This is a genomic window from Marinobacter sp. M3C (genome assembly GCF_023311895.1).
GTDB lineage: Bacteria > Pseudomonadota > Gammaproteobacteria > Pseudomonadales > Oleiphilaceae > Marinobacter.
Genome location: NZ_CP092284.1, coordinates 4719608 through 4738792, shown reverse-complemented (window position 1 = coordinate 4738792; position 19185 = coordinate 4719608). Strand labels below are relative to the sequence as shown.

At 56.0% G+C, this 19185-nt stretch carries 13 protein-coding genes; 1 reads left to right on the top strand and 12 read right to left on the bottom strand.

Features of this window, described 5'->3' with window-relative positions:
• Positions 1-6: 6 nt before the first annotated feature.
• The 7 genes from tolR to aspS form a co-directional block, all read right to left on the bottom strand.
• Positions 7-453 (bottom strand): protein TolR, encoded by a 447-nt coding sequence (gene tolR, locus MIH18_RS22255; RefSeq protein ID WP_249005140.1) that lies wholly within the window; start codon positions 451-453, stop codon positions 7-9.
• A 33-nt stretch (positions 454-486) separates the two neighbouring features.
• Positions 487-1176: a protein TolQ gene (gene tolQ, locus MIH18_RS22250; protein ID WP_249005141.1), complete on the bottom strand. Its 690-nt coding sequence runs from the start codon at positions 1174-1176 to the stop codon at positions 487-489.
• A gap of 99 nt (positions 1177-1275) precedes the next feature.
• Positions 1276-1734 carry a tol-pal system-associated acyl-CoA thioesterase gene (gene ybgC, locus MIH18_RS22245; RefSeq protein WP_249005142.1) on the bottom strand — a complete coding sequence of 153 codons (459 nt, stop codon included), beginning with the start codon at positions 1732-1734 and terminating at the stop codon, positions 1276-1278.
• A complete protein-coding gene (gene ruvB / locus MIH18_RS22240) occupies positions 1727-2782 on the bottom strand; it encodes a Holliday junction branch migration DNA helicase RuvB (RefSeq protein WP_249005143.1) in 1056 nt (351 codons plus the stop codon). Before ruvB ends, ybgC begins: the two co-directional genes overlap by 8 nt.
• Positions 2783-2903: 121 nt before the next feature.
• On the bottom strand, positions 2904-3533 hold the full coding sequence (gene ruvA, locus MIH18_RS22235; protein ID WP_249013507.1) for a Holliday junction branch migration protein RuvA: 630 nt from the start codon (positions 3531-3533) through the stop codon (positions 2904-2906).
• Between the two features lie 37 nt (positions 3534-3570).
• Positions 3571-4098 (bottom strand): crossover junction endodeoxyribonuclease RuvC, encoded by a 528-nt coding sequence (gene ruvC / locus MIH18_RS22230; protein WP_249005145.1) that lies wholly within the window; start codon positions 4096-4098, stop codon positions 3571-3573.
• A gap of 3 nt (positions 4099-4101) precedes the next feature.
• The gene (aspS, locus tag MIH18_RS22225) at positions 4102-5934 is read right to left on the bottom strand and encodes an aspartate--tRNA ligase (RefSeq protein WP_249005146.1); all 1833 of its coding nucleotides are present in this window, start codon (positions 5932-5934) and stop codon (positions 4102-4104) included.
• A 276-nt stretch (positions 5935-6210) separates the two neighbouring features.
• Here aspS and fabR point away from each other — a divergent pair, with 276 nt between their 5' ends.
• On the top strand, positions 6211-6846 hold the full coding sequence (fabR, locus tag MIH18_RS22220) for an HTH-type transcriptional repressor FabR (RefSeq protein WP_349292873.1): 636 nt from the start codon (positions 6211-6213) through the stop codon (positions 6844-6846).
• Here fabR and MIH18_RS22215 read toward each other — a convergent pair.
• The 5 genes from MIH18_RS22215 to MIH18_RS22195 form a co-directional block, all read right to left on the bottom strand.
• Entirely contained in the window at positions 6843-7268 is a 426-nt protein-coding gene (locus tag MIH18_RS22215) for an HIT family protein (protein ID WP_249013506.1), read from the bottom strand. The genes fabR and MIH18_RS22215 overlap by 4 nt on opposite strands.
• 11 nt (positions 7269-7279) lie before the next feature.
• Entirely contained in the window at positions 7280-8623 is a 1344-nt protein-coding gene (locus MIH18_RS22210) for a UDP-glucose/GDP-mannose dehydrogenase family protein (RefSeq protein WP_249005148.1), read from the bottom strand.
• A 61-nt stretch (positions 8624-8684) separates the two neighbouring features.
• On the bottom strand, positions 8685-9674 hold the full coding sequence (galE, locus tag MIH18_RS22205) for a UDP-glucose 4-epimerase GalE (protein ID WP_249005149.1): 990 nt from the start codon (positions 9672-9674) through the stop codon (positions 8685-8687).
• 6 nt (positions 9675-9680) lie between these two features.
• Positions 9681-10184, bottom strand: coding sequence for a tRNA adenosine(34) deaminase TadA (tadA, locus tag MIH18_RS22200; protein WP_249005150.1), 504 nt, complete (start codon positions 10182-10184; stop codon positions 9681-9683).
• A 168-nt stretch (positions 10185-10352) separates the two neighbouring features.
• Complete coding sequence (locus tag MIH18_RS22195) at positions 10353-19112, bottom strand: glucoamylase family protein (protein WP_249013505.1); 8760 nt, start codon at positions 19110-19112, stop codon at positions 10353-10355.
• Between the last annotated feature and the right edge of the window lie 73 nt (positions 19113-19185).

Genomic DNA, 19185 nt, shown 5'->3' with positions numbered 1-19185 from the left:
CTGCCGTCATGGTTTGTCCAGAGGCGCTTCGGTAATCAGCCCGATATTGGCCGCGCCAGCCGACTGCAGCGCCGACATCAAGCGTACCACCGTGCCATAACGTACCTGTTCATCGCCACGCACCAATACTTCGCTGTTGCTGCGCTGGGACAAAATTTTGGCAATTTCTGACTGCAACTCTTCCAGCGCCATTGGGTCACTGCCGCGATCACCCACTTCCACATAATAGGCGCCGTTGCTGTCTACCGACACGATAATCGCTTCCACATCTTTCTCGGCCTGGATCGGGTCGGAACTGGTTTGCGGTAAATCCACTTTAACGCCTTGGGTCAGCATGGGCGCGGTCACCATGAAAATGACCAACAACACCAACATTACGTCGATGTAGGGCACCACGTTGATTTCAGACATTGGTTTGCGCCGGCTTTCCGGCATCATCCCCATACCTTTCATAAGGTTACACCCTTGCCTTCAGCGAATTGAGATTCACGATGCAGCTCTGTCGCCGCTGTGGACCCGGCGGTGCAATATGCTGGAGAACTCTTCAGCAAAGGTTTCGTAGTTTTTCAGCAGAGCATCGGAGCGCGCAGCAAAACGGTTATAGGCTATAACCGCAGGAATGGCGGCGAACAAGCCCATAGCGGTGGCAATCAAGGCCTCGGAAATACCGGGCGCCACTGTGGCCAGCGTTGCCTGCTGCACCTGTGCCAGCCCGCGAAAGGAGTTCATAATGCCCCACACCGTGCCAAACAGACCCACGTAAGGGCTGGTAGAACCCACCGTTGCCAGAAATGGCAGGCTGGCTTCCAACCGTTCCTGCTCGCGGGAAAAGGCGACTCGCATGGCGCGCTGGGCGCCGTCCATTACCGCGCCTGCGTCTTGGCTTTGCTGGCGCAGGCGGGAAAACTCGCGGAAGCCAGCGCGAAAAATAGACTCCATACCGGAAAACGGCGTGGGCTCGGCGGCTACCTCACGGTACAGCTGGCCCAGGTCCATGCCTGACCAGAACCGCTCTTCAAATGCCAGCCGTGACTGCTGGGCTTTACGAAATACCTGAACGCGTTGCAGGATCAGCGCCCAAGACGCTACCGACGCCAGCAGTAATAACAGCATCACCAACTGCACTAGCACACCGGCGTTGGAAATCAGATACCAGACCGAAATTTCAGATTCCACCTTCTACTCCCGGTTATTTTGATGATTCTTCAGAAAATTCTTTAATCCATTTTTTGGACGGCATTTCAAATCACTTTTTTAACAAATCTTCAAACTTTTCTAAAGCAGCTTTGCGCTCTGTAGCGACTCGCCCCATTGCACCTGCTGCTCAAGCAGGCTGGTCATATTAGCGGGTAAACGCTGGGGCCGACCAGTGTCCATGGTTACGCAAGCGACCGTAACGCTGGCCTCGCACAACAGCTTCTGATCGCACTGGCGCACGACTTGTTCGCGAAACTTCATCCACACCCTACCAAAGGAAATTGGTACAGCGCGAACTTCCAGCATGTCATCAAGCTTTGCAGGGGCGCGGTAATACAGTTCCATACGCTGCACAACATAACTGACGTTGTCGGCCAGGCCGGCACGCAGGCCAATGCCATGGCTGCGGAGCCACTCGGTACGGGCACGCTCCATGTAGTTCAGATAGTTGGCGTGAAAAACAATGCCGCCGGCGTCGGTGTCTTCAATGTAAACCCGTACCGGTAAAACAAAACGGTTGCTGATGAGTTCAGTCATCAGCAACCGCTCCATTTGCCGGCGGCGGCGCGCCTTCTCCGTTTGCTGCTCCACGCACTACGCCAAAATGCTGGTAGGCGTGGTTGGTGACCATGCGCCCGCGAGGGGTCCGCAGCATAAAACCCTGCTGAATCAAAAACGGTTCCAGCACGTCTTCAATCGTGCCGCGCTCTTCGCTGATGGCAGCGGCCAGGCTTTCGACGCCCACCGGGCCACCGTCAAACTTTTCGATCATCGCCAGTAACAGACGCCGGTCCATGTGATCAAATCCCTGATCGTCCACTTTCAGCATGTTCAGCGCCAAGTCGGCGATATCGGCCGTAATACGGCCATCTGCGCGCACTTCGGCGTAATCCCGAACCCTGCGCAACAGGCGGTTGGCGATACGCGGTGTGCCGCGGGAACGGCGCGCCATTTCAAACGCACCGGCCTCGTCAATATGTACCGACGACAGCCGCGCCGAACGCAGAATAATACGGGTCAGGTCGGCGTTGTTGTAAAACTCCAGACGCTGCACAATGCCAAAACGATCCCGCAAGGGCGACGTCAGCAAGCCTGCCCGAGTGGTGGCGCCTATCAAGGTAAACGGTGGCAAATCGAGCTTGATCGAGCGCGCCGCCGGGCCTTCGCCAATCATAATGTCCAGCTGATAGTCTTCCATCGCCGGATAAAGAATTTCTTCAACCGCTGCGCTCAAACGATGGATTTCATCGATAAACAACACGTCGCCAGCTTCAAGGTTGGTCAACATGGCCGCCAGATCACCGGCTTTTTCCAATACCGGACCCGAGGTGGTTTTGATCGCCACACCCATTTCATTGGCAATAATATTGGCCAGAGTGGTTTTACCCAACCCGGGCGGACCAAATATCAACACGTGATCCAGCGCTTCCTGACGGTTGCGGGCCGCAGAAATAAAAATATCCATCTGCTCGCGGACCGACGGCTGACCTACGTAGTCCGCCAGCAATTTAGGGCGAATAGCGCGGTCCTGAACGTCTTCGTAGTCGGCGGTCTTGGCCGAAATCAGGCGATCAGATTCGATCATTGTGTAAGCGGCTCTTTTATCAGGACTGTTTGAAAACGTGGCAATTGTACAAAGGTTGTGCAGGCTGTCACGTTACGCTGACGCAAGGTTCGGCGCCAGTGCTCTGCACATTAAAGCCATGTCACACCGTTGGTATCATATTGCGCAGCGCCATGCGAATCAGCTGTTCATTAGTCATGCCATCTTCGGCAATACGGCTGATGGCCTTGGCGGCTTCCTGGGGTTTGTAACCCAGCACTATCAGGGCTGCTTCGGCTTCTTCGCGGGGGTCGTTCGCCGCCGGCGTGCCGTTAGCGGGCAGCGTTACACCAGAAGCGGACGCGGCCGTCAGTTCAAATTGCCCTTCCAGCTGACCTATCCTGTCTGTCATCTCGATCAGCAGGCGTTCGGCGGTTTTTTTGCCCACACCGGGCAGTTTTACCAGGGCGCTGGTGTCTCGCGCCTGCACGCTGCGAATAAACTGGCCGGCGTTCAACCCGGACAGAATGCCCACGGCCAGCTTGGGACCCACACCATTCACTTTTATCAGCAGGCGAAACAGGTCGCGATCCAGCCTGGAGGAAAAACCAAACAGGCTTTGAGCGTCTTCGCGAACGACAAAATGAGTGTGTAATGTGAGTTCCTGCCCCGGATCGGGCAAGTTAAGGAAGGTAGAAAGGGGGATATCAATCTCATAACCCAGTCCCTGGCATTCAACAATCGCCTGGGCCGGCTTTTTTTCCAGCAAAATGCCGCGGATACGACCAATCACATCAAGGCTCCTGGCACGGGTGCCGGTTGGATGTCGGTTATTGCTGCCGCATTCGCCCGCTGCGGGCCTTACCGCCCTGCCCGGCTACACGCAACAGGCTCTGATTCATGTGAGCGTGGCAAAGCGCTATGGCAAGGGCATCGGCGGCATCCTCTTGAGGCTTGCGCGAGAGGCTCAAAAGCACCTGCACCATATGCTGCACCTGGGCTTTTTCGGCGGCGCCTGACCCCACCACCGCCTGCTTTACTTGGCGCGCCGAGTATTCGTGCACTTCCAGACCGCTGGTGGCTGCGGCTACAATAGCCGCACCGCGGGCCTGCCCCAGCTTCAGGGCAGAGTCCGGATTGCGAGCCATAAACACTTGCTCTATGGCAAATTCCTCGGGGCGAAATTCCGCAATCAGCGTGACCAGGCTTTGAAAAATCACTCGTAGCCGCTCCGCCATGAGCTTTTCACCCACGCGGATGCAGCCACTGTCGATGTATTCAGTGTGCCTGCCCTCGACGCGGATAATACCGTAGCCGGTAATGCGCGAGCCGGGATCAACGCCGAGGATTATGGGCACGGATCAGGCGTTACCGTCGACGTCGCTATTGTCGACGATACGATCAGTACCCGCAATATTGCCTTCGACATCTTTAGCCGATTTACGCAGGCGAATGTGCAGCTCGAGCAGCTGCTTTTCGTCGACCGCGCCGGGCGCCTGGGTCATCAGGCAGGTGGCGCTTTGGGTTTTCGGAAACGCAATCACGTCGCGAATGGAACTGGAACCGGTCATCAGCATCACCAGGCGGTCCAGGCCAAAGGCCAGGCCACCGTGGGGTGGGCAACCAAACTTCAGTGCGTCCAGTAGGAAGCCAAATTTGGCGCGGGATTCTTCTTCACTAATACCCAGAATGCGGAACACTTCCTGCTGCATTTGCTGGCTGTGAATACGGATGGAACCGCCGCCTAATTCGGTGCCGTTCAGAACCATGTCGTAAGCGCGGGACAGCGCAGTGGCCGGGTTGGCCGCCAGCTCTTCCGGCGAACACGAAGGCGCGGTGAACGGATGGTGAATAGCGGTCAGGCCGCCATCAGGCAACTCTTCGAACATGGGGAAATCCACTACCCAGATCGGCGCCCATTGACAGGTCAGCAGATTCAGATCGTGGCCGACTTTGATGCGCAGCGCACCCAAGGCTTCATTCACCACATTGGTTTTATCGGCACCAAAGAACACGATGTCGCCGTCTTGGCCGCCAACGCGTTCAATAATCGACAGCGCAACATCGGCGCCCAAAAACTTAACGATGGGCGACTGCAGCCCTTCAGCGCCTTTGGCCAGCTCGTTGATTTTGATGTAAGCCAGCCCGCGGGCACCGTAAATGCCGACGTACTTGGTGTATTCGTCAATCTGTTTGCGGCTGAGTGAGCCACCGTTGGGCACACGCAGTGCAGCAACACGGCCATTGGCATCGCTGGCAGGGCCGGCGAACACTTTGAAGTCTACATTGGCAACCAGGTCGTCTACGCTTTGCAGTTCCAGCGGAATACGCAGATCCGGCTTGTCGCTGCCATAGCGGTCCATAGCTTCGGAATACGGCATACGCGGGAAGTCTGGCAGTTCTACTTCCATGACATCTTTGAACAGGGCGCGAATCATGCCCTCGTTCAGATTCATCAGGTCTTCTTCATTCACAAACGACGCTTCGACGTCTATCTGTGTAAATTCCGGCTGGCGGTCAGCGCGCAGGTCTTCATCGCGGAAGCATTTGGCGATCTGGTAGTAACGGTCGACACCGGACACCATCAGCATCTGCTTGAACAGCTGCGGCGACTGCGGCAGCGCGAAGAAGGAGCCTTCGTGGGTACGGCTAGGCACCAGATAGTCGCGGGCGCCTTCCGGGGTCGCACGGGTCAGGATGGGAGTTTCCACATCCATAAAGCCGTTGCTGTCTAAATAATTGCGGATATAGCTGGTGACCCGCGAGCGAAAGCGCAGGCGATTCAGCATTTCCGGGCGGCGCAGATCTATAAAGCGGTAGCGCAGGCGTACGTCTTCGCCCACATCAACGTGTTGGTCCAGCGGGAAAGGCGGCGTGGCCGCGGCGTTCAGAATGGTCACTTCTTTGCCCAACAGTTCAACCTGGCCGGTGGCCATGTTGCCGTTTTCGGTGCCGGCAGGACGACGACGTACACGGCCGGTAATTTTCACCACGTATTCGCTGCGGACTTTTTCCGCCAGCGCAAAACTTTCGGGAACATCTGGGTCTACCACTACCTGTGAGAGTCCGTCCCGATCGCGCAGATCCAGGAAGATAACCCCACCGTGGTCACGGCGGCGATGTACCCATCCGCAAAGTGTAACTTCCTGATCAATGTGAGATTCGTTGATCTCACCGCAATAATGACTGCGCATACCGGTTCCCGTTCTGTGTGGTGTCTGATGTTTGAATACTAAAATATTTTTACGGCGTTCGCGTTTTAACGTCGGGAAAGCGAGCGAGCGCCGTTAAGTTGATTCTGACCCGCTAATTTCCGCGAACAATACTGTAATGGCGCCATATTATAAACAGAATGGGTGTGAAAATCAGGCCAGTTTGAGGCCTGTCATCATAACGGCCTTAACGCTAAGTGACGCAGCCTTGTTAGCTGACTAGAATATGCGCTCTAAGCCGTTTTTGGAGTCACTATTTTGTCGTCCCGTGCTGAGCAGAAAAGCCGTACCCGCCGCGCCTTAATGGATGCTGCCCTTGCCCAGTTAAGCGCCGACCGCAGTTTTGGCAGCCTTAGCCTGCGTGAAGTGACGCGCCAGGCTGGGCTTGCACCTACGTCATTCTATCGCCATTTCGCGGATCTGGACGAGCTGGGCATGACTCTGGTGGACGAAGGCGGCGTGGCGTTGCGCCAGCTGATGCGTCAAGCCCGCCGGCGCATTGTTCGCAACGGCGATGATGGCAGCGCTATCGCGACCTCTATTGATACCTTTATGGAATATTTGCAGGGCAACGCCAACCTGTTCCGCTTGATGCTGCGGGAGCGCACCGGGCTGTCGGAGCATTTTCGGACCGCGATTAAAGCCGAGATTGATCATGTGGCAACGGAACTGGCGGTGGATTTGCGCCGCTTTGCCGCCGCAGAAGGCCACCCTCTGGCGGAGCCCAAGTTGGTGGCCGAGGCTATGGTGGCGCTGGTTTTCAGCCAAGGAGCGGAAGCGCTGGATGCCAGTGCGGAGATTCAGGAACAGCTGAAAGTTAAACTGAAGATTGAGCTGCGGATGGTGTTGTTAGGCGCCCAGGAAATGGGCGCCAAAGGCTGTGACAAGCTTTAAAACAGCCTCGCCAAAACCGACTCTAGCAGCTCGCGTACGCGGGCGAGTTCCGCTTCACCATAGGCCACTGGAGGCTGCGTACCCCACACCGGGCCAGGCCAGGCCGGGTCGTCTTGGTAACGTACGATATGGTGCAAATGAAGCTGCGGTACCATGTTGCCCAGTGCAGCGATGTTCATTTTATCGCCGTCGAACAGTTCCATCATGGCACGGCTGATCTCTGACGACTCCCACAACAAACGCTGCTGATCAGCTTCTTCAAGCTCATAAATCTCGCGAGTGCTTCCGCGCATGGGCACCAGTATCACCCAGGGCCAGGTGCTGTCGTTCATCAGTCGCAGCTCGCACAAACGGCTTTGGCCCAGACTGTGTGTGTCAGCTTCCAGGCGCCGGTGGAGGCTAAAGTCGTTAATGTTTGCCATGCCGCTTCCTGCTATTCACTGTGGAACTGGTTGCGGCCGCGGCCGATGGCGTAATACACCAGGCCGTGGCGTTCCAGCATTTCCGGCTCATAGAGGTTGCGGCCGTCAAATACAACGGGATGCTTGATGGTTCCGGCAATGGCCTTGAAATCTGGCGAGCGGAATTCTTTCCATTCGGTACAGATCGCCAGCACGTCGGCGCCTTTAATGGCCTGCTCTTTGGTTCCGCATAGGGTCAGGCGCGCTTCGTCACCGTAGATGCGCTGGGTTTCTTCCATGGCTTCAGGGTCAAACGCTTGCACGGTTGCGCCGGCTTTCCACAGGTCTTCCATCAGGGTGCGGGCCGAGGCTTCGCGCATGTCGTCGGTGTTGGGCTTGAACGCCAGGCCCCAAAGGCCCACAACCTTGCCCTTCAGATCGCCACGGAAATAGTGGCTGATTTTGTCAAACAGCACGTGCTTCTGGGCGTAGTTGACGGATTCCACCGCGTTCAGAAGCTTGGCCTCGTAACCAATGCTTTCGGCGGTGCGGGCCAGGGCCTGCACGTCTTTGGGGAAGCAGGAACCGCCGTAACCGCAGCCGGGGTAAATAAAGTGGTAACCGATACGGGGATCTGAACCAATACCGCGGCGCACGGCTTCGATGTCGGCGCCCAGGCGCTCTGCCAGGTTGGCAATTTCGTTCATGAAGCTGATTTTGGTGGCCAGTAGCGCGTTGGCGGCGTACTTGGTCAGCTCGGCGGAACGGATGTCCATGTACACCATGCGGTCGTGATTACGGTTAAACGGGTAATACACTTCCTGCAGCAGCTTCGCAGCACGATCGCTGTCGCAGCCGATGATGATTCGATCCGGCTTCATGAAATCGTTAATCGCCGCGCCTTCTTTGAGGAATTCCGGATTCGACACCACATCGAATTCCAACGTCAGGCCGCGGCTATCTAGTTGCGCACGCACTGCAGCTTTGACCTTATCGGCCGTGCCGACCGGTACGGTCGATTTATCAACCACCACCGTGTAATCGTCCATATACTGGCCGATGGAGCGGGCTACCGCGGTGACGTATTGCAGGTCGGCGGAGCCATCTTCGTCTGGCGGCGTACCTACAGCGATAAACTGCAGATTGCTGTGCTTTACCGCTTTTTCAGCGTCGATGGTAAAGGACAGGCGCCCGGCTTCCACTGTGTGCCGCACAATATTTTCCAGACCGGGCTCGTAGATGGGAATCTGACCGTTTTCCAGCTTTGCGATCTTGGCCTGATCCACATCCATGCACAGCACGTTATGACCGACATCTGCCAGGCACGCGCCCGTTACCAATCCTACGTAACCGGTGCCAAAAATCGTTATATTCATGAATCGTTTCCTGCTGTTCTAAGCAAATTAAGGGTAACTGTGAATTCTTGCGGAGCCGGTTCTATTGCTCGCGCTTGCGGGTTTGCCAGATACCTTCCCACGCCAGGGCAGTACCCACAATGGTGTCCAAATTGTCGTAATCCGGCTGCCAGCCCAAGGTGTGCTTGATCAGCTGGTTATCGGCCATCAGCGCCGCCGGGTCGCCCGCACGGCGGACACTGCGCTCAACCGGGAAGTCTACGCCCGAAAGGCGCTTGACCACGCTGATGACTTCATCAACGGTAAAACCGCGGCCGTAGCCGCAGTTCATCACCTGAGACTGACCACCACGGGCCATGTAGTCCAGCGCCATCACGTGGGCCTTGGCCAGGTCTTCCACATGAATATAATCGCGTACGCAGGTGCCATCTCGGGTGTCGTAGTCGGTGCCGAATACGCTCATGCCCTCGCGCTGGCCGGTCGCACATTCGCAGGCGACTTTGATCAGGTGGGTGGCTTCCGGCGTGGCCTGGCCCAGCAGGCCATCGGAGTTGGCACCGGCAACGTTGAAGTAGCGCAAAATAACGTAATTCAGGGACGATGCCGCGGCCAGATCCATAATCATCCGCTCGCTCATCATTTTAGAGGCGCCATACGGATTGATGGGTACTAACGGCAGGTCTTCAGTGAGCACGGTCTGCTCTGGCGTACCGTAGACTGCAGCGGTGGACGAAAACACCATGTAAGGCGTTTGATGGAGCTCAACCGCCTGCAATAAATTCAGGGTGTTGCGTGTGTTGTTGGCGTAGTACTTCAGGGGATTGCTGACCGATTCCGGCACCACAATGTTGGCTGCAAAGTGCAGTACCGCTTCAAACTGATGTTGGCTGAATACGGCGTCAATGGCCTCCGGGTCTGCCAGGTCGCCCACCACCAGTTTGCCGGCGGTAACGGCCCAGCGATAGCCGGTGGACAGATTGTCGAACACCACAATGTCGTGGCCTGCAGCAGCCAGTTGGCGCACGACGTGGCTGCCAATGTAGCCGGCACCGCCGGTAACGAGAACTTTCATGTTCATTTACTCCGTTTTGGCTAACTGGCGCCTAAGTTCGCGCCGACGACTGAAAAACTCACTGATAATACGGCTGCAAGGCTCTGCCAACAAACCGCCACGGGTTTCAACACGCCAGTTAAGGTGAGGTTCGTCAAAGGTACGCCGGGCCGATTCCACCGCGCCGGCTTTGGGCTCGGTAGCGCCGTACACCACTCGGCTGATGCGGCTGTGAACAATCGCGCCCACGCACATGGTGCACGGTTCCAGTGTAACGTAAAGCGTGGCGCCGCTTAACCGGTAATTGTTCAGGTAGGCCGCGGCCTGGCGCAAGGCACAGATTTCGGCGTGGGCAGTCGGGTCGCAGCTGCTGATTGGCTTGTTAAAACCCGCTCCCACTTCCTGGCCGTCAACCACCACGACCGCCCCCACCGGCACCTCGCCCAGAGCGGCGGCCTGTGCCGCCAGCGCCAGAGCCCGGTTCATCCAATGTTCGTCGTTCGCGGGCGGAGAGGTCTGCGATTCATTCATTAACACGCGTTTCCTGACGATAGTTCTTTCCACAGCAAAGATAGCATTGAAACAATTGAGAAAATATTATTGCATCACTACGATTTTATTATTAGCTTTTCCGTTGTGTAAAACTAATAATTCTTCATTAAAAACATCAATCTATTATGATGCCTGAGACCTTCCCGATCATAAACTCTCGGTTTCATAGCCTAATGAATAGAGTGTTTTAGACCGCGCCGGAAAATCCACTGCAACGTAATGATCCCGTTCGTCATTTACCAGGGGAATCACGCCGCGCAAACGCCCTGCGCGGTCTACGCTTGTGCCAGTAACTTCGCCTCCATCCAGTGTCACGTGGCCCATTTGCTCCGCTTGTTCTCCGTTGCAACTGACGTTGATGTGGTAAACCGTCTCGCGATAGCGATAGTGGATTGTGTATGTACCCCAATGTGCAGGGACGCAGGGAGAAATGATCAGATGATCTTTTTCCAGCATCAGGCCCAGAAGGTTTTCCAAAGCCAGCCGATACATCCAGCCCGCCGCTCCGGTGTACCAGGTCCAGCCACCCCGGCCTGTATGCGGCGGTGCGCCGTAGACATCCGCGCACATAACATAGGGTTCAACCCTGTAGTGTTGCATCGAATCCGGCTCACTGCCGTGGTTGACAGGGTTTAGCATGACGAAAAGCTCCCACGCACGTTCCCGGTCGCCCAGCTCGGCGAACGCCATCGTGGCCCAAATTGCAGCATGGGTATACTGGCCACCGTTTTCGCGCACACCCGGGACATAACCTTTGATATAACCGGGTTCAAGAGCGGATTTGTCGAAGGGAGGATCAAGCAGCTGGATTAACCGGGCATCGCGGCGCACCAACCGCTGATCGACCGCCATCATCGCCTGACGAGCGCGCTGGGGATCGCCACCGCCTGAAATAATCGCCCAACTTTGACTGATGGAATCAATCTGGCATTCCTCGTTTTCGGAGGAACCCAGCGGCGTACCGTCATCAAACCAGGCGCGCCGATACCAATCGCCGTCCCAGGCATTCGTTTCGATGTGTTCACTAAGCTGCGAGGCCTGAGCGCTGCACAATTCGGCGAAGACCGTGTCGCCCCGGCCATGTGCCAAAGCGGCAAACTGTTGCAGATTCTGGTACAGAAACCAGGCTAACCAGACGCTTTCACCTCTGCCGTGTTGGCCGACCAAGTTCATTCCATCGTTCCAATCTCCGCATCCCATCAATGGTAACTGATGGTCACCGAAGCGCAGGCCGTGCTTGATACAGCGGACACAATGCTCGTAAAGGCTGGCCGACTCAGCCGAACGCTGAGGCTGATCGTAATAGGCCTCTTCGTTCGCATACAGCTCGCGTCCCTCCAGGAAATGCACGGGTTCATCAAGAACGTCCGTATCGCCGGTCGCCAGCACGTAACGGCAGGTGGCATAGGGTAGCCAAAGATAATCATCCGAAAAATGGGTTCGAACACCCTGCCCCCTGGGCGGATGCCACCAGTGTTGCACGTCGCCCTTGGCAAACTGGCGCCCGGCGCAACGGATTAGCTGCTCACGGGCAAGCCCCGGTTCGGCATAAATCAAGGCCAGCGTATCCTGCAACTGATCCCGGAAACCGTAGGCGCCTCCAGACTGATAATAGCCACTTCTACCCCAGAGCCGGCATGACAGGGTCTGGTAAAGCAGCCAACCGTTAACCAACACATCCATCGCGGGATCTGGCGTCTCAACCTGCACCGCATTCAAAGTGTGGTGCCAGTATTCTCCGACCGACTCCAAAGCTCGCCGGGCGCCCGCAGACCCGCCGAAGCGCTGAATAAGGTGTTGTGCTTCATCCGTATTGCTGGCCGCGCCGAACACAAACACAATTTCACGCTCTTGCCCGTCAGCCAGTTCAATCTGCGTTTGCAGCGCAGCGCAGGGGTCCAGACCTGCGCCGACTCTACCCGACAGGCGGGTGCGGTGAAGTGCCGCTGGGCTGGCCAGAGAACCGTTGCGACCAATGAACTCACTGCGGTTACCCGTCAGTGTCTGCGCCTGTTCGCCAAGAGCGTCATGGGCAACGTTGGCGAAGACAACCCGATTGGCGCATTCACGGCCATAGGCATTGCGTGCAAACAGTGCCCCGCTGTGCGGATCTTTCTCAGTTACGATGTGCATCTGATTGGAGTGGCGCCACTCGCCGAGCACCAGTTCCCAATATCCGGTAAGCGATATACGCCGCGTTCTGCCCGAATGGTTGTTCAGTTTAATAACCAGGAACTTCACCGGTGCATCCATAGCAACATAGGTGACCAGTTCCGAGGCGATACCGGCCTCGTCGTGCTTAAATACGCTGTACCCAAACCCGTGACGGCAAACATAGCGTGCGCGATGCTGGTTCATTGTTGGCGCCGGCAGTGGCGTCGGTGACCAGAACGCACCGGTGTCCTCGTCGCGGATATACAGCGCCTCGCCGCTGGTGTCGCTCAAAGGATCATTATGCCAGGTGGTAAGGCGGAATTCGTGGGCGTTTTCAACCCAGGTGTAAGCACCTCCACTCTCGCTGACAACCGTGCCAATGTGCGGACTGGCGATAACGTTAACCCATGGCGCCGGTGTCGTTTGCCCTGGCTCGAGGTTAATAACATATTCACGTCCGTCAGATGTGAATCCACCCAAACCATTGAAAAATATAATATTATTAGCCGGAGAAGTGTCGGCACGTTCAGTTGTCTGTTCATCCTTTTTTTCAGAAAACGTTTCAATAACCGTTTGCGCCAAAGGCAGTGGACGATCCGGCACACGCTCTACGAACGCCATACGCCCCACCTGTTCCGCCAAGGTCTCAGCCGTATCTGTGATTACCACGCGAGCAACGGTCATAAACAGGACTCGATCCTCCTCGGAAAGCTCATCGGCGCGCCGCACGAAAACCCCACCCGGTTTGTCGATAGTCTCCGCGTCGACGCCGGCGTTGATTAAGCCCATGATCCGATCCTGCAGAACCGCACGGTAGCCAGAAAAGTCTTCGTTCAGAATTACCAGGTCCGCACTCAGGCCCTTCATCCGCCAATAGGCATGGGCTTGCAGCATCTGCTTCACCAGATCGATGCGATTCAGATCACCTATTCGCAACAGAACGATCGGCAGGTCTCCCGATATGGCGAAGCGCCACAGCCCAGACTGGCCCAACTGGTTTCGGGCAATAACGCTGGGCGCTGAACGACGCAACGTATGTGCGTAAATTACCGAACTGGCCAGCCGGGCATAAACCTGCGCATCCGCCTCCGTTGTATTGATAAAGTGCAGCACTTCTTGGCTTTGGCACCACGCCATTTCAAAGGCGCGCTCGATGAAGTGCCTGTCGCAATATTTCTCGAGCAGCGCAATGGCCGCTTCTCGCGTGTCCGCGACGCCAGAAATGAGCTGTACCGCAGCCGTTTCGTCAGGCGCCAGAGTAACGGTACTGCGGATCGCCACAATGGGATCGAGCACCGGACCTTCCGTATTCGACAGCCGTTGTCCGCCTTTTGTGGTCTCACCTGCAAATTTTTTCGTGTGCTTGGCTTGGCTGCTGTCCAGCATCAAAGGATTTGCAGCGGTTCGACCCCGCCCGATGAACTGGCTGCGGTCGGTTTCATACGACGGTTCGTCGGCATTCGTGCCGGGTGCGGCAAAAAGGTGGAACATCCAGGGTACTTTTTCACCCGGTGTACGCGGGCGACGTGTGCAGAGAATGGCCTGCTGGTCAGGCAGGATTTCGGTCTGGACAAACAAATTACTGAAGGCCCGGTGCGCCAGGTCAGCGTTCAATGGCGCTAACACGACTTCCGCGTAACTTGTCACCTCAATGTGGCGAGTTTTGGAGGATTGATTAGTCAGTGTGATTCGACGGATTTCGACATCGTCTTCGGGCGATACGCTGACTTCGGTGTGCGCCTCGATTGCCTCATCAAGACGGCGATATTCAGCGCGCGCCTGGACAAATATGGCTTCGTAATGATCAGCCTTACGCAGGGTCGGCTGATACGCCGTCGACCAGTACCGCCCCGTGTCGCGATCGCGCAGGTAAATAAAGGTGCCCCAGTTGTCGGCCGTGGCGTCCTCGCGCCAGCGAGTGACAGCCAGATCTTTCCAGCGGCTGTAACCGCCACCCGCATGGGTCGCCATGACGTGGTATCTGCCATTGGACAACAGATGAACTTCGGGTAGCGGTGTATTCAGATGGGTGAATACGCGCATAACGGCCCCGGTTTCCGCTGCGGGAGCCTGAGCGAAAGCACTGACTTCTGAAGCGTGGGGCTGCAACATGGCACTCTGTTTCGGCACCCGTTCCTGTAGCAGTAATTGCGTCGCCCGCGCCAGCGGGTCAGACATAAACCGACGCTGCATAGGCTGATCAAGCAACAGATGCCCGAATGCGAGAAGGCTCATGCCCTGGTGATGCGCCATAAAAGTACGCACGATAGCGTGCTGTTTGCCCCGCGGCACCCGCGACGGCGTGTAATCAATCGCCTCGTAAAATCCGTAATTACCAAGAAAGCCGTTTTCCGCTAATAACTGCAGATTACGACAGGCCGCCAACGGTATTACCATCAGCGCCAACGCACTGGCGTAAGGCGCAATGACCAAGTCGTCTCCAAGGCCGCGCTTCAAACCCATTCCGGGCACACCAAACGCCCGATACTGATAAACCTGGTTCATATCAGTGGCGTTATAACACGACTCAGAAATACCCCAGGGTACCGCACGCTGCCGGCCGTATTCGATCTGGCGCGATACCGCTGATTTGCAGGTCTGATCTAACAAAGTGCTGTCATAACTTGGCATGATCAACTGCGGCATAAGGTACTCGAACATCGAGCCGCTCCAAGAAATAAGGCTCACATCGCCGCCACGACTGGTCAACGGCCTGCCAAGTGCGAACCAGTGCTGCTGTGGTACCTGACCCTGCGCTACGAGCAAAAAACTGGCCAGGCGCGCCTCGGACGCCAGCAAGTCGTAACACGCCGGGTCGCGACGTCGTTCGCCCACATCGAAGCCAATCGCCAATAGGCTGCGGGTGGTATCGTAGAGGAATTCAAAATCCATCATGGCCAGTTCACGGCACCGAACGGAAAGGTCATTGATACTTTGAAGGCGCTCCACAGCGCCCTTGTAACCCGGGCCTCCTGCCTTTGCCAGGGTTGATAGCGTCGGGATGGTATCAAAACGTTCAGGTTCATGAGCCATGCCGCGAAGATCGTCTTGCAACGCGAGGGACTGCTGATCAAAAGTCCGTGCCCAGTAATAGAGTTCACCATCCATATCGGAATTAAGCGGCAAACAGGCAACCAGCCCCCCTGTAATACGATGAAGCCGGTTTAGTGCTTCGTCAGCGGCAATCAGCGTCTGTGGCTGTAAATCAAGAGTAAGCGCATACAAAGTGTTATGAAGCAGTCGGATCTTGCCACTAAGCTCTTGGCTGAGTGCCGCAGGTATATGTTCCTTAAACACGTTCAAGGTATCCTGTAACCCCTGAAACGCATTTTTTGACAGTATGGGCGCGTCTTTCAACTCCGCCAGCCCCGCCTGTAACGTGAGCAAACTGCCTGCCAGGTTACCGCTGTCCACCGAAGACACATACTGCGGTTTCAACGGTTCCAGCGTGCGGGTGTCGTACCAGTTGTAAAAGTGGCCACGGTAGCGCTCCATCTTTTCCATCGTTGCCAGCGTGTTTTCGATCAGACGCAAACATTCACCCGCGTTGATGTAGCCAAAATCGTACGCTGCCAGGTCGGCCAGCAGCGCCATGCCCATATTGGTGGGCGAAGTACGGGGGGCAATAACCGGCGCTGGATATTCTTGAAAGTTATCGGGGGGAAGCCAATTGTCCAGCGGTGAGACGAAGTCGGTGAAAAAACGCCAAGTTCGGCGAGCCGATGTGCGTAGAAAAACGCGCTGGGCACTTGTCAACTTCGGCTCTGGGGTCACCAGCGGCTTACTGATCCACCACGCGACGCCGGGCGACGATAGCCATAACAAGAGTGTGGGCAACCAGTACAACCACTCTGCAGGGCGGACCTGCCACAGTGCAATCGCCAACAAAACCGCTAGGGTTGGCGCGACCCACATCTCCTTGAAATAACCGTCCAGAGTTTTGCGCGCATTACGAATCGCGTAGGATTGCAACTGCCAAAGTAATAAACCGCGCTGGGTAAACAGCATGCGAATCCCCGAACGCAGTATCGCGTCAAGGTGAATTAAGGTTTCGTAGGGCAATAAAACCCAGACCATAGTGGACACTGTTAAAGGTCGCAGCGCAGATTGACTGGTCAGGATCAGATGATGCCGCCCGTTACGCTCGCCAGGTTTACGAATTAATTCAGTCAAAATCCCCAAAAGCGTGGGAATAAAGACGATGCCGGCGACCAGCGAAAACCAAAACCACGCAGGTCCCGGCCCCAGCCACCAGCCACCCGCCAGCAACCCCAACAACGCCGGCGACACGAGGCTGCGGCGCAGATTGTCGACGATCTTCCACTTCGATAAAGTGGAAAGCGGGTTTGGCTGCCGCTGTGTTCCCGGACCGGGCACGTGCGGCAGCAACCAACCTGCAAGCTGCCAGTCACCACGTATCCACCGGTGCCTGCGGCTGGTTTCCTGGGCATAACCGGCCGGATGCTCTTCAATAAGATCGACATCTGTTACCAACGCCGAACGCGCGTAACCGCCCTCCAGCAGGTCGTGGCTAAGTATCAGATTGTTTGGAAACCGACCATCAACGGCCTGGCGAAACGCATCCACGTCGTAAATGCCTTTACCGACGAAAGATCCTTCGCCGTAGATATCCTGATAAACATCCGATACTTCACGGGTGTAGGGATCGATGCCCGCTTCGCCGGCAAACAGTTTGGTAAATCTTGACTGACCTGCACTGGTGAAGTTGATTGAGGCACGCGGCTGCAAAATCGCATAGCCCTCTACAACGCGCCCTTTGCCGGCATCGTAGACCGGCCGGTTGAGCGGGTGCGCCATATTACCAATCAGTGCGCGTGCGGTGTCACGTGGCAGCTGGGTGTCTGTATCAAGGGTAATGACATACTTGATTGACTCCAGGATCGACGAATCACCGATTATTTCCGAAAATGCCGTTTGCCCTTCTCCCCGCAACAAAGCATTAAACTGTTCCAGTTTGCCGCGCTTGCGTTCATGCCCCATCCAAATCTGTTCGATCGAGTTCCACACACGAGGCCGATGAAACAAATAGAAAATACATGGACGATCGTCGTTGTAAGTTGCATTGAGCGTATTGATCGCAGAACGTGCGTATTCAAGCAGCGGTTCATCATTCGGCGACGTGCACGAGGACGAATCGTGAAAATCCGTCAGTAATGCAAAAAATAGATTGCGATCTCGATTGCCAAGATAACGGATTTCCAGTGCGTCACGCAGATTATCAACGTCCTGCGTTCGGTTAATCAGCGTAGGAACGACCACCATGGTGCGTTCGCTTTCCGGTATGCCCTTGGAAAAATCCAGACGTGGTAATGCTCGTGGCGGCAGGAACGTCGTCACCACGCGATTTACCAGACCAACGGCCATAGCTGAGCCGCCGATCAAGCCCAGTGCAACAAATAGCCAGTAACGCCAGTTTCCGGGTTCGAATTCATTAAACGGAAGTAGCGTTATGACTGTCATCACGAAGGTAATCAGCAGAATTGGGCTGAGGTACAGCGACAGGCGGTGGCGCCGACTCATCCGGCTGATCCGTGTTTTCCAGGTCAAACAACAGCCAACGGACTGCTCAAGACTGTCGCGACCGTGATCAATCAGATAGTAACCAACGTGAGCGCTGCGATCACCCGTACCGAATCGCTTTGCAGCCCGCTCAGCAAAAGCAATCGCTTCGCGTGCCACTTCCCACTCGCTGTGGGGGCTCACTCTCGCGATGTCCTCGATAACGTGTCGATAACGATCGCGGGTAGCAAAATCCTGATCAGCGTATGTCGCTGAGGGATCTTCTCGCAAACTCTTTTCGACAACGCTGAGTGATTCGACAAAATCGTTCCAGTCTGTCGCACCAATAAAACGCAAACTGCCGATGCTGTTGGCGATGCTGACCTGATTGGCGGCGGCTGTTCGGCTCGCGGATTGCGACAACTGGCTTGCCGTTACACCCTGTTCGTGTAACTTTTGCTCAACCCAGGCCTGTACAAATGCCAGCGCCGGCCCCTGAATCTGCAGTCTGGCGTAGAACTCTTCTACGAAAGGGGCAGTAAGCGGAACGTCGGCCTCGGCAAACTCTGCCAGCAAATGCACCAGGCGCGCGGGTTCGTTTTCAGCGACTGCGAGCATACGATCTGCCCAGGTGATGGCCGCATCGAGATCTTCACGCCGACGCGCTATACGTACCGCCACACGGCGAAGATTTTCCAGCAGCGCCAACTGCAACATGATCGGGAATGCCCACAGTTCGCCAAGTTGCAGATGTTCCTCGGTCTGGTAGGCAGCGGCGAACTGGGTGGTGTTGTCAAGATCCACCCGGCCGTCCATGTGCGAAATCAGTTCGAGGGCCAGATCATAAATGCGCGGAAAACCGGCAGAAAGACCCTCCGCCAGCCGCGGTAACTGCCGGCTGTAACCACGGGGAAGATGCCGGCGCACCAGATTAATCTGCTGTTCGATGAGGTAGAAATTGTCGAGCAGCCAGGCTTCCGACGGTACCGTTCTGTGTCCGGGCATAACGGCCTTGGTCACGACGTCGTAAGCCAGAAAAAGTACACGCGCATTGTCCGCTAATCTGGGCAGCAGTTTGTCCGGCCCCCGGCGCGAATCGATTCCATGCTGCGCGACCAGTGTAACCGCGTGGCGCTTTAGCTGTTCGACACTAAACAGTTCCGCTCGTAACAACTCCATATCCTGGTCATTAAACGGAAGGTTCGAGGTGCGTGAGGTAGATTTAATGTCCATCGTGTTTATGACATTCTCCTGGTGGGAATCCGAAAAATTCCGTTCAACAAGAATTCAGTACTTCCTTTTTAAC

Coding starts and splice junctions, on each gene's coding strand:
- aspS (WP_249005146.1), bottom strand. CDS start 5,934: ATGCGCAGTCATTATTGCGGTGAGATCAACGAATCTCACATTGATCAG.
- tolR (WP_249005140.1), bottom strand. CDS start 453: ATGAAAGGTATGGGGATGATGCCGGAAAGCCGGCGCAAACCAATGTCT.
- MIH18_RS22210 (WP_249005148.1), bottom strand. CDS start 8,623: ATGAATATAACGATTTTTGGCACCGGTTACGTAGGATTGGTAACGGGC.
- MIH18_RS22195 (WP_249013505.1), bottom strand. CDS start 19,112: ATGGACATTAAATCTACCTCACGCACCTCGAACCTTCCGTTTAATGAC.
- MIH18_RS22215 (WP_249013506.1), bottom strand. CDS start 7,268: ATGGCAAACATTAACGACTTTAGCCTCCACCGGCGCCTGGAAGCTGAC.
- ruvB (WP_249005143.1), bottom strand. CDS start 2,782: ATGATCGAATCTGATCGCCTGATTTCGGCCAAGACCGCCGACTACGAA.
- galE (WP_249005149.1), bottom strand. CDS start 9,674: ATGAAAGTTCTCGTTACCGGCGGTGCCGGCTACATTGGCAGCCACGTC.
- ybgC (WP_249005142.1), bottom strand. CDS start 1,734: ATGACTGAACTCATCAGCAACCGTTTTGTTTTACCGGTACGGGTTTAC.
- tadA (WP_249005150.1), bottom strand. CDS start 10,184: ATGAATGAATCGCAGACCTCTCCGCCCGCGAACGACGAACATTGGATG.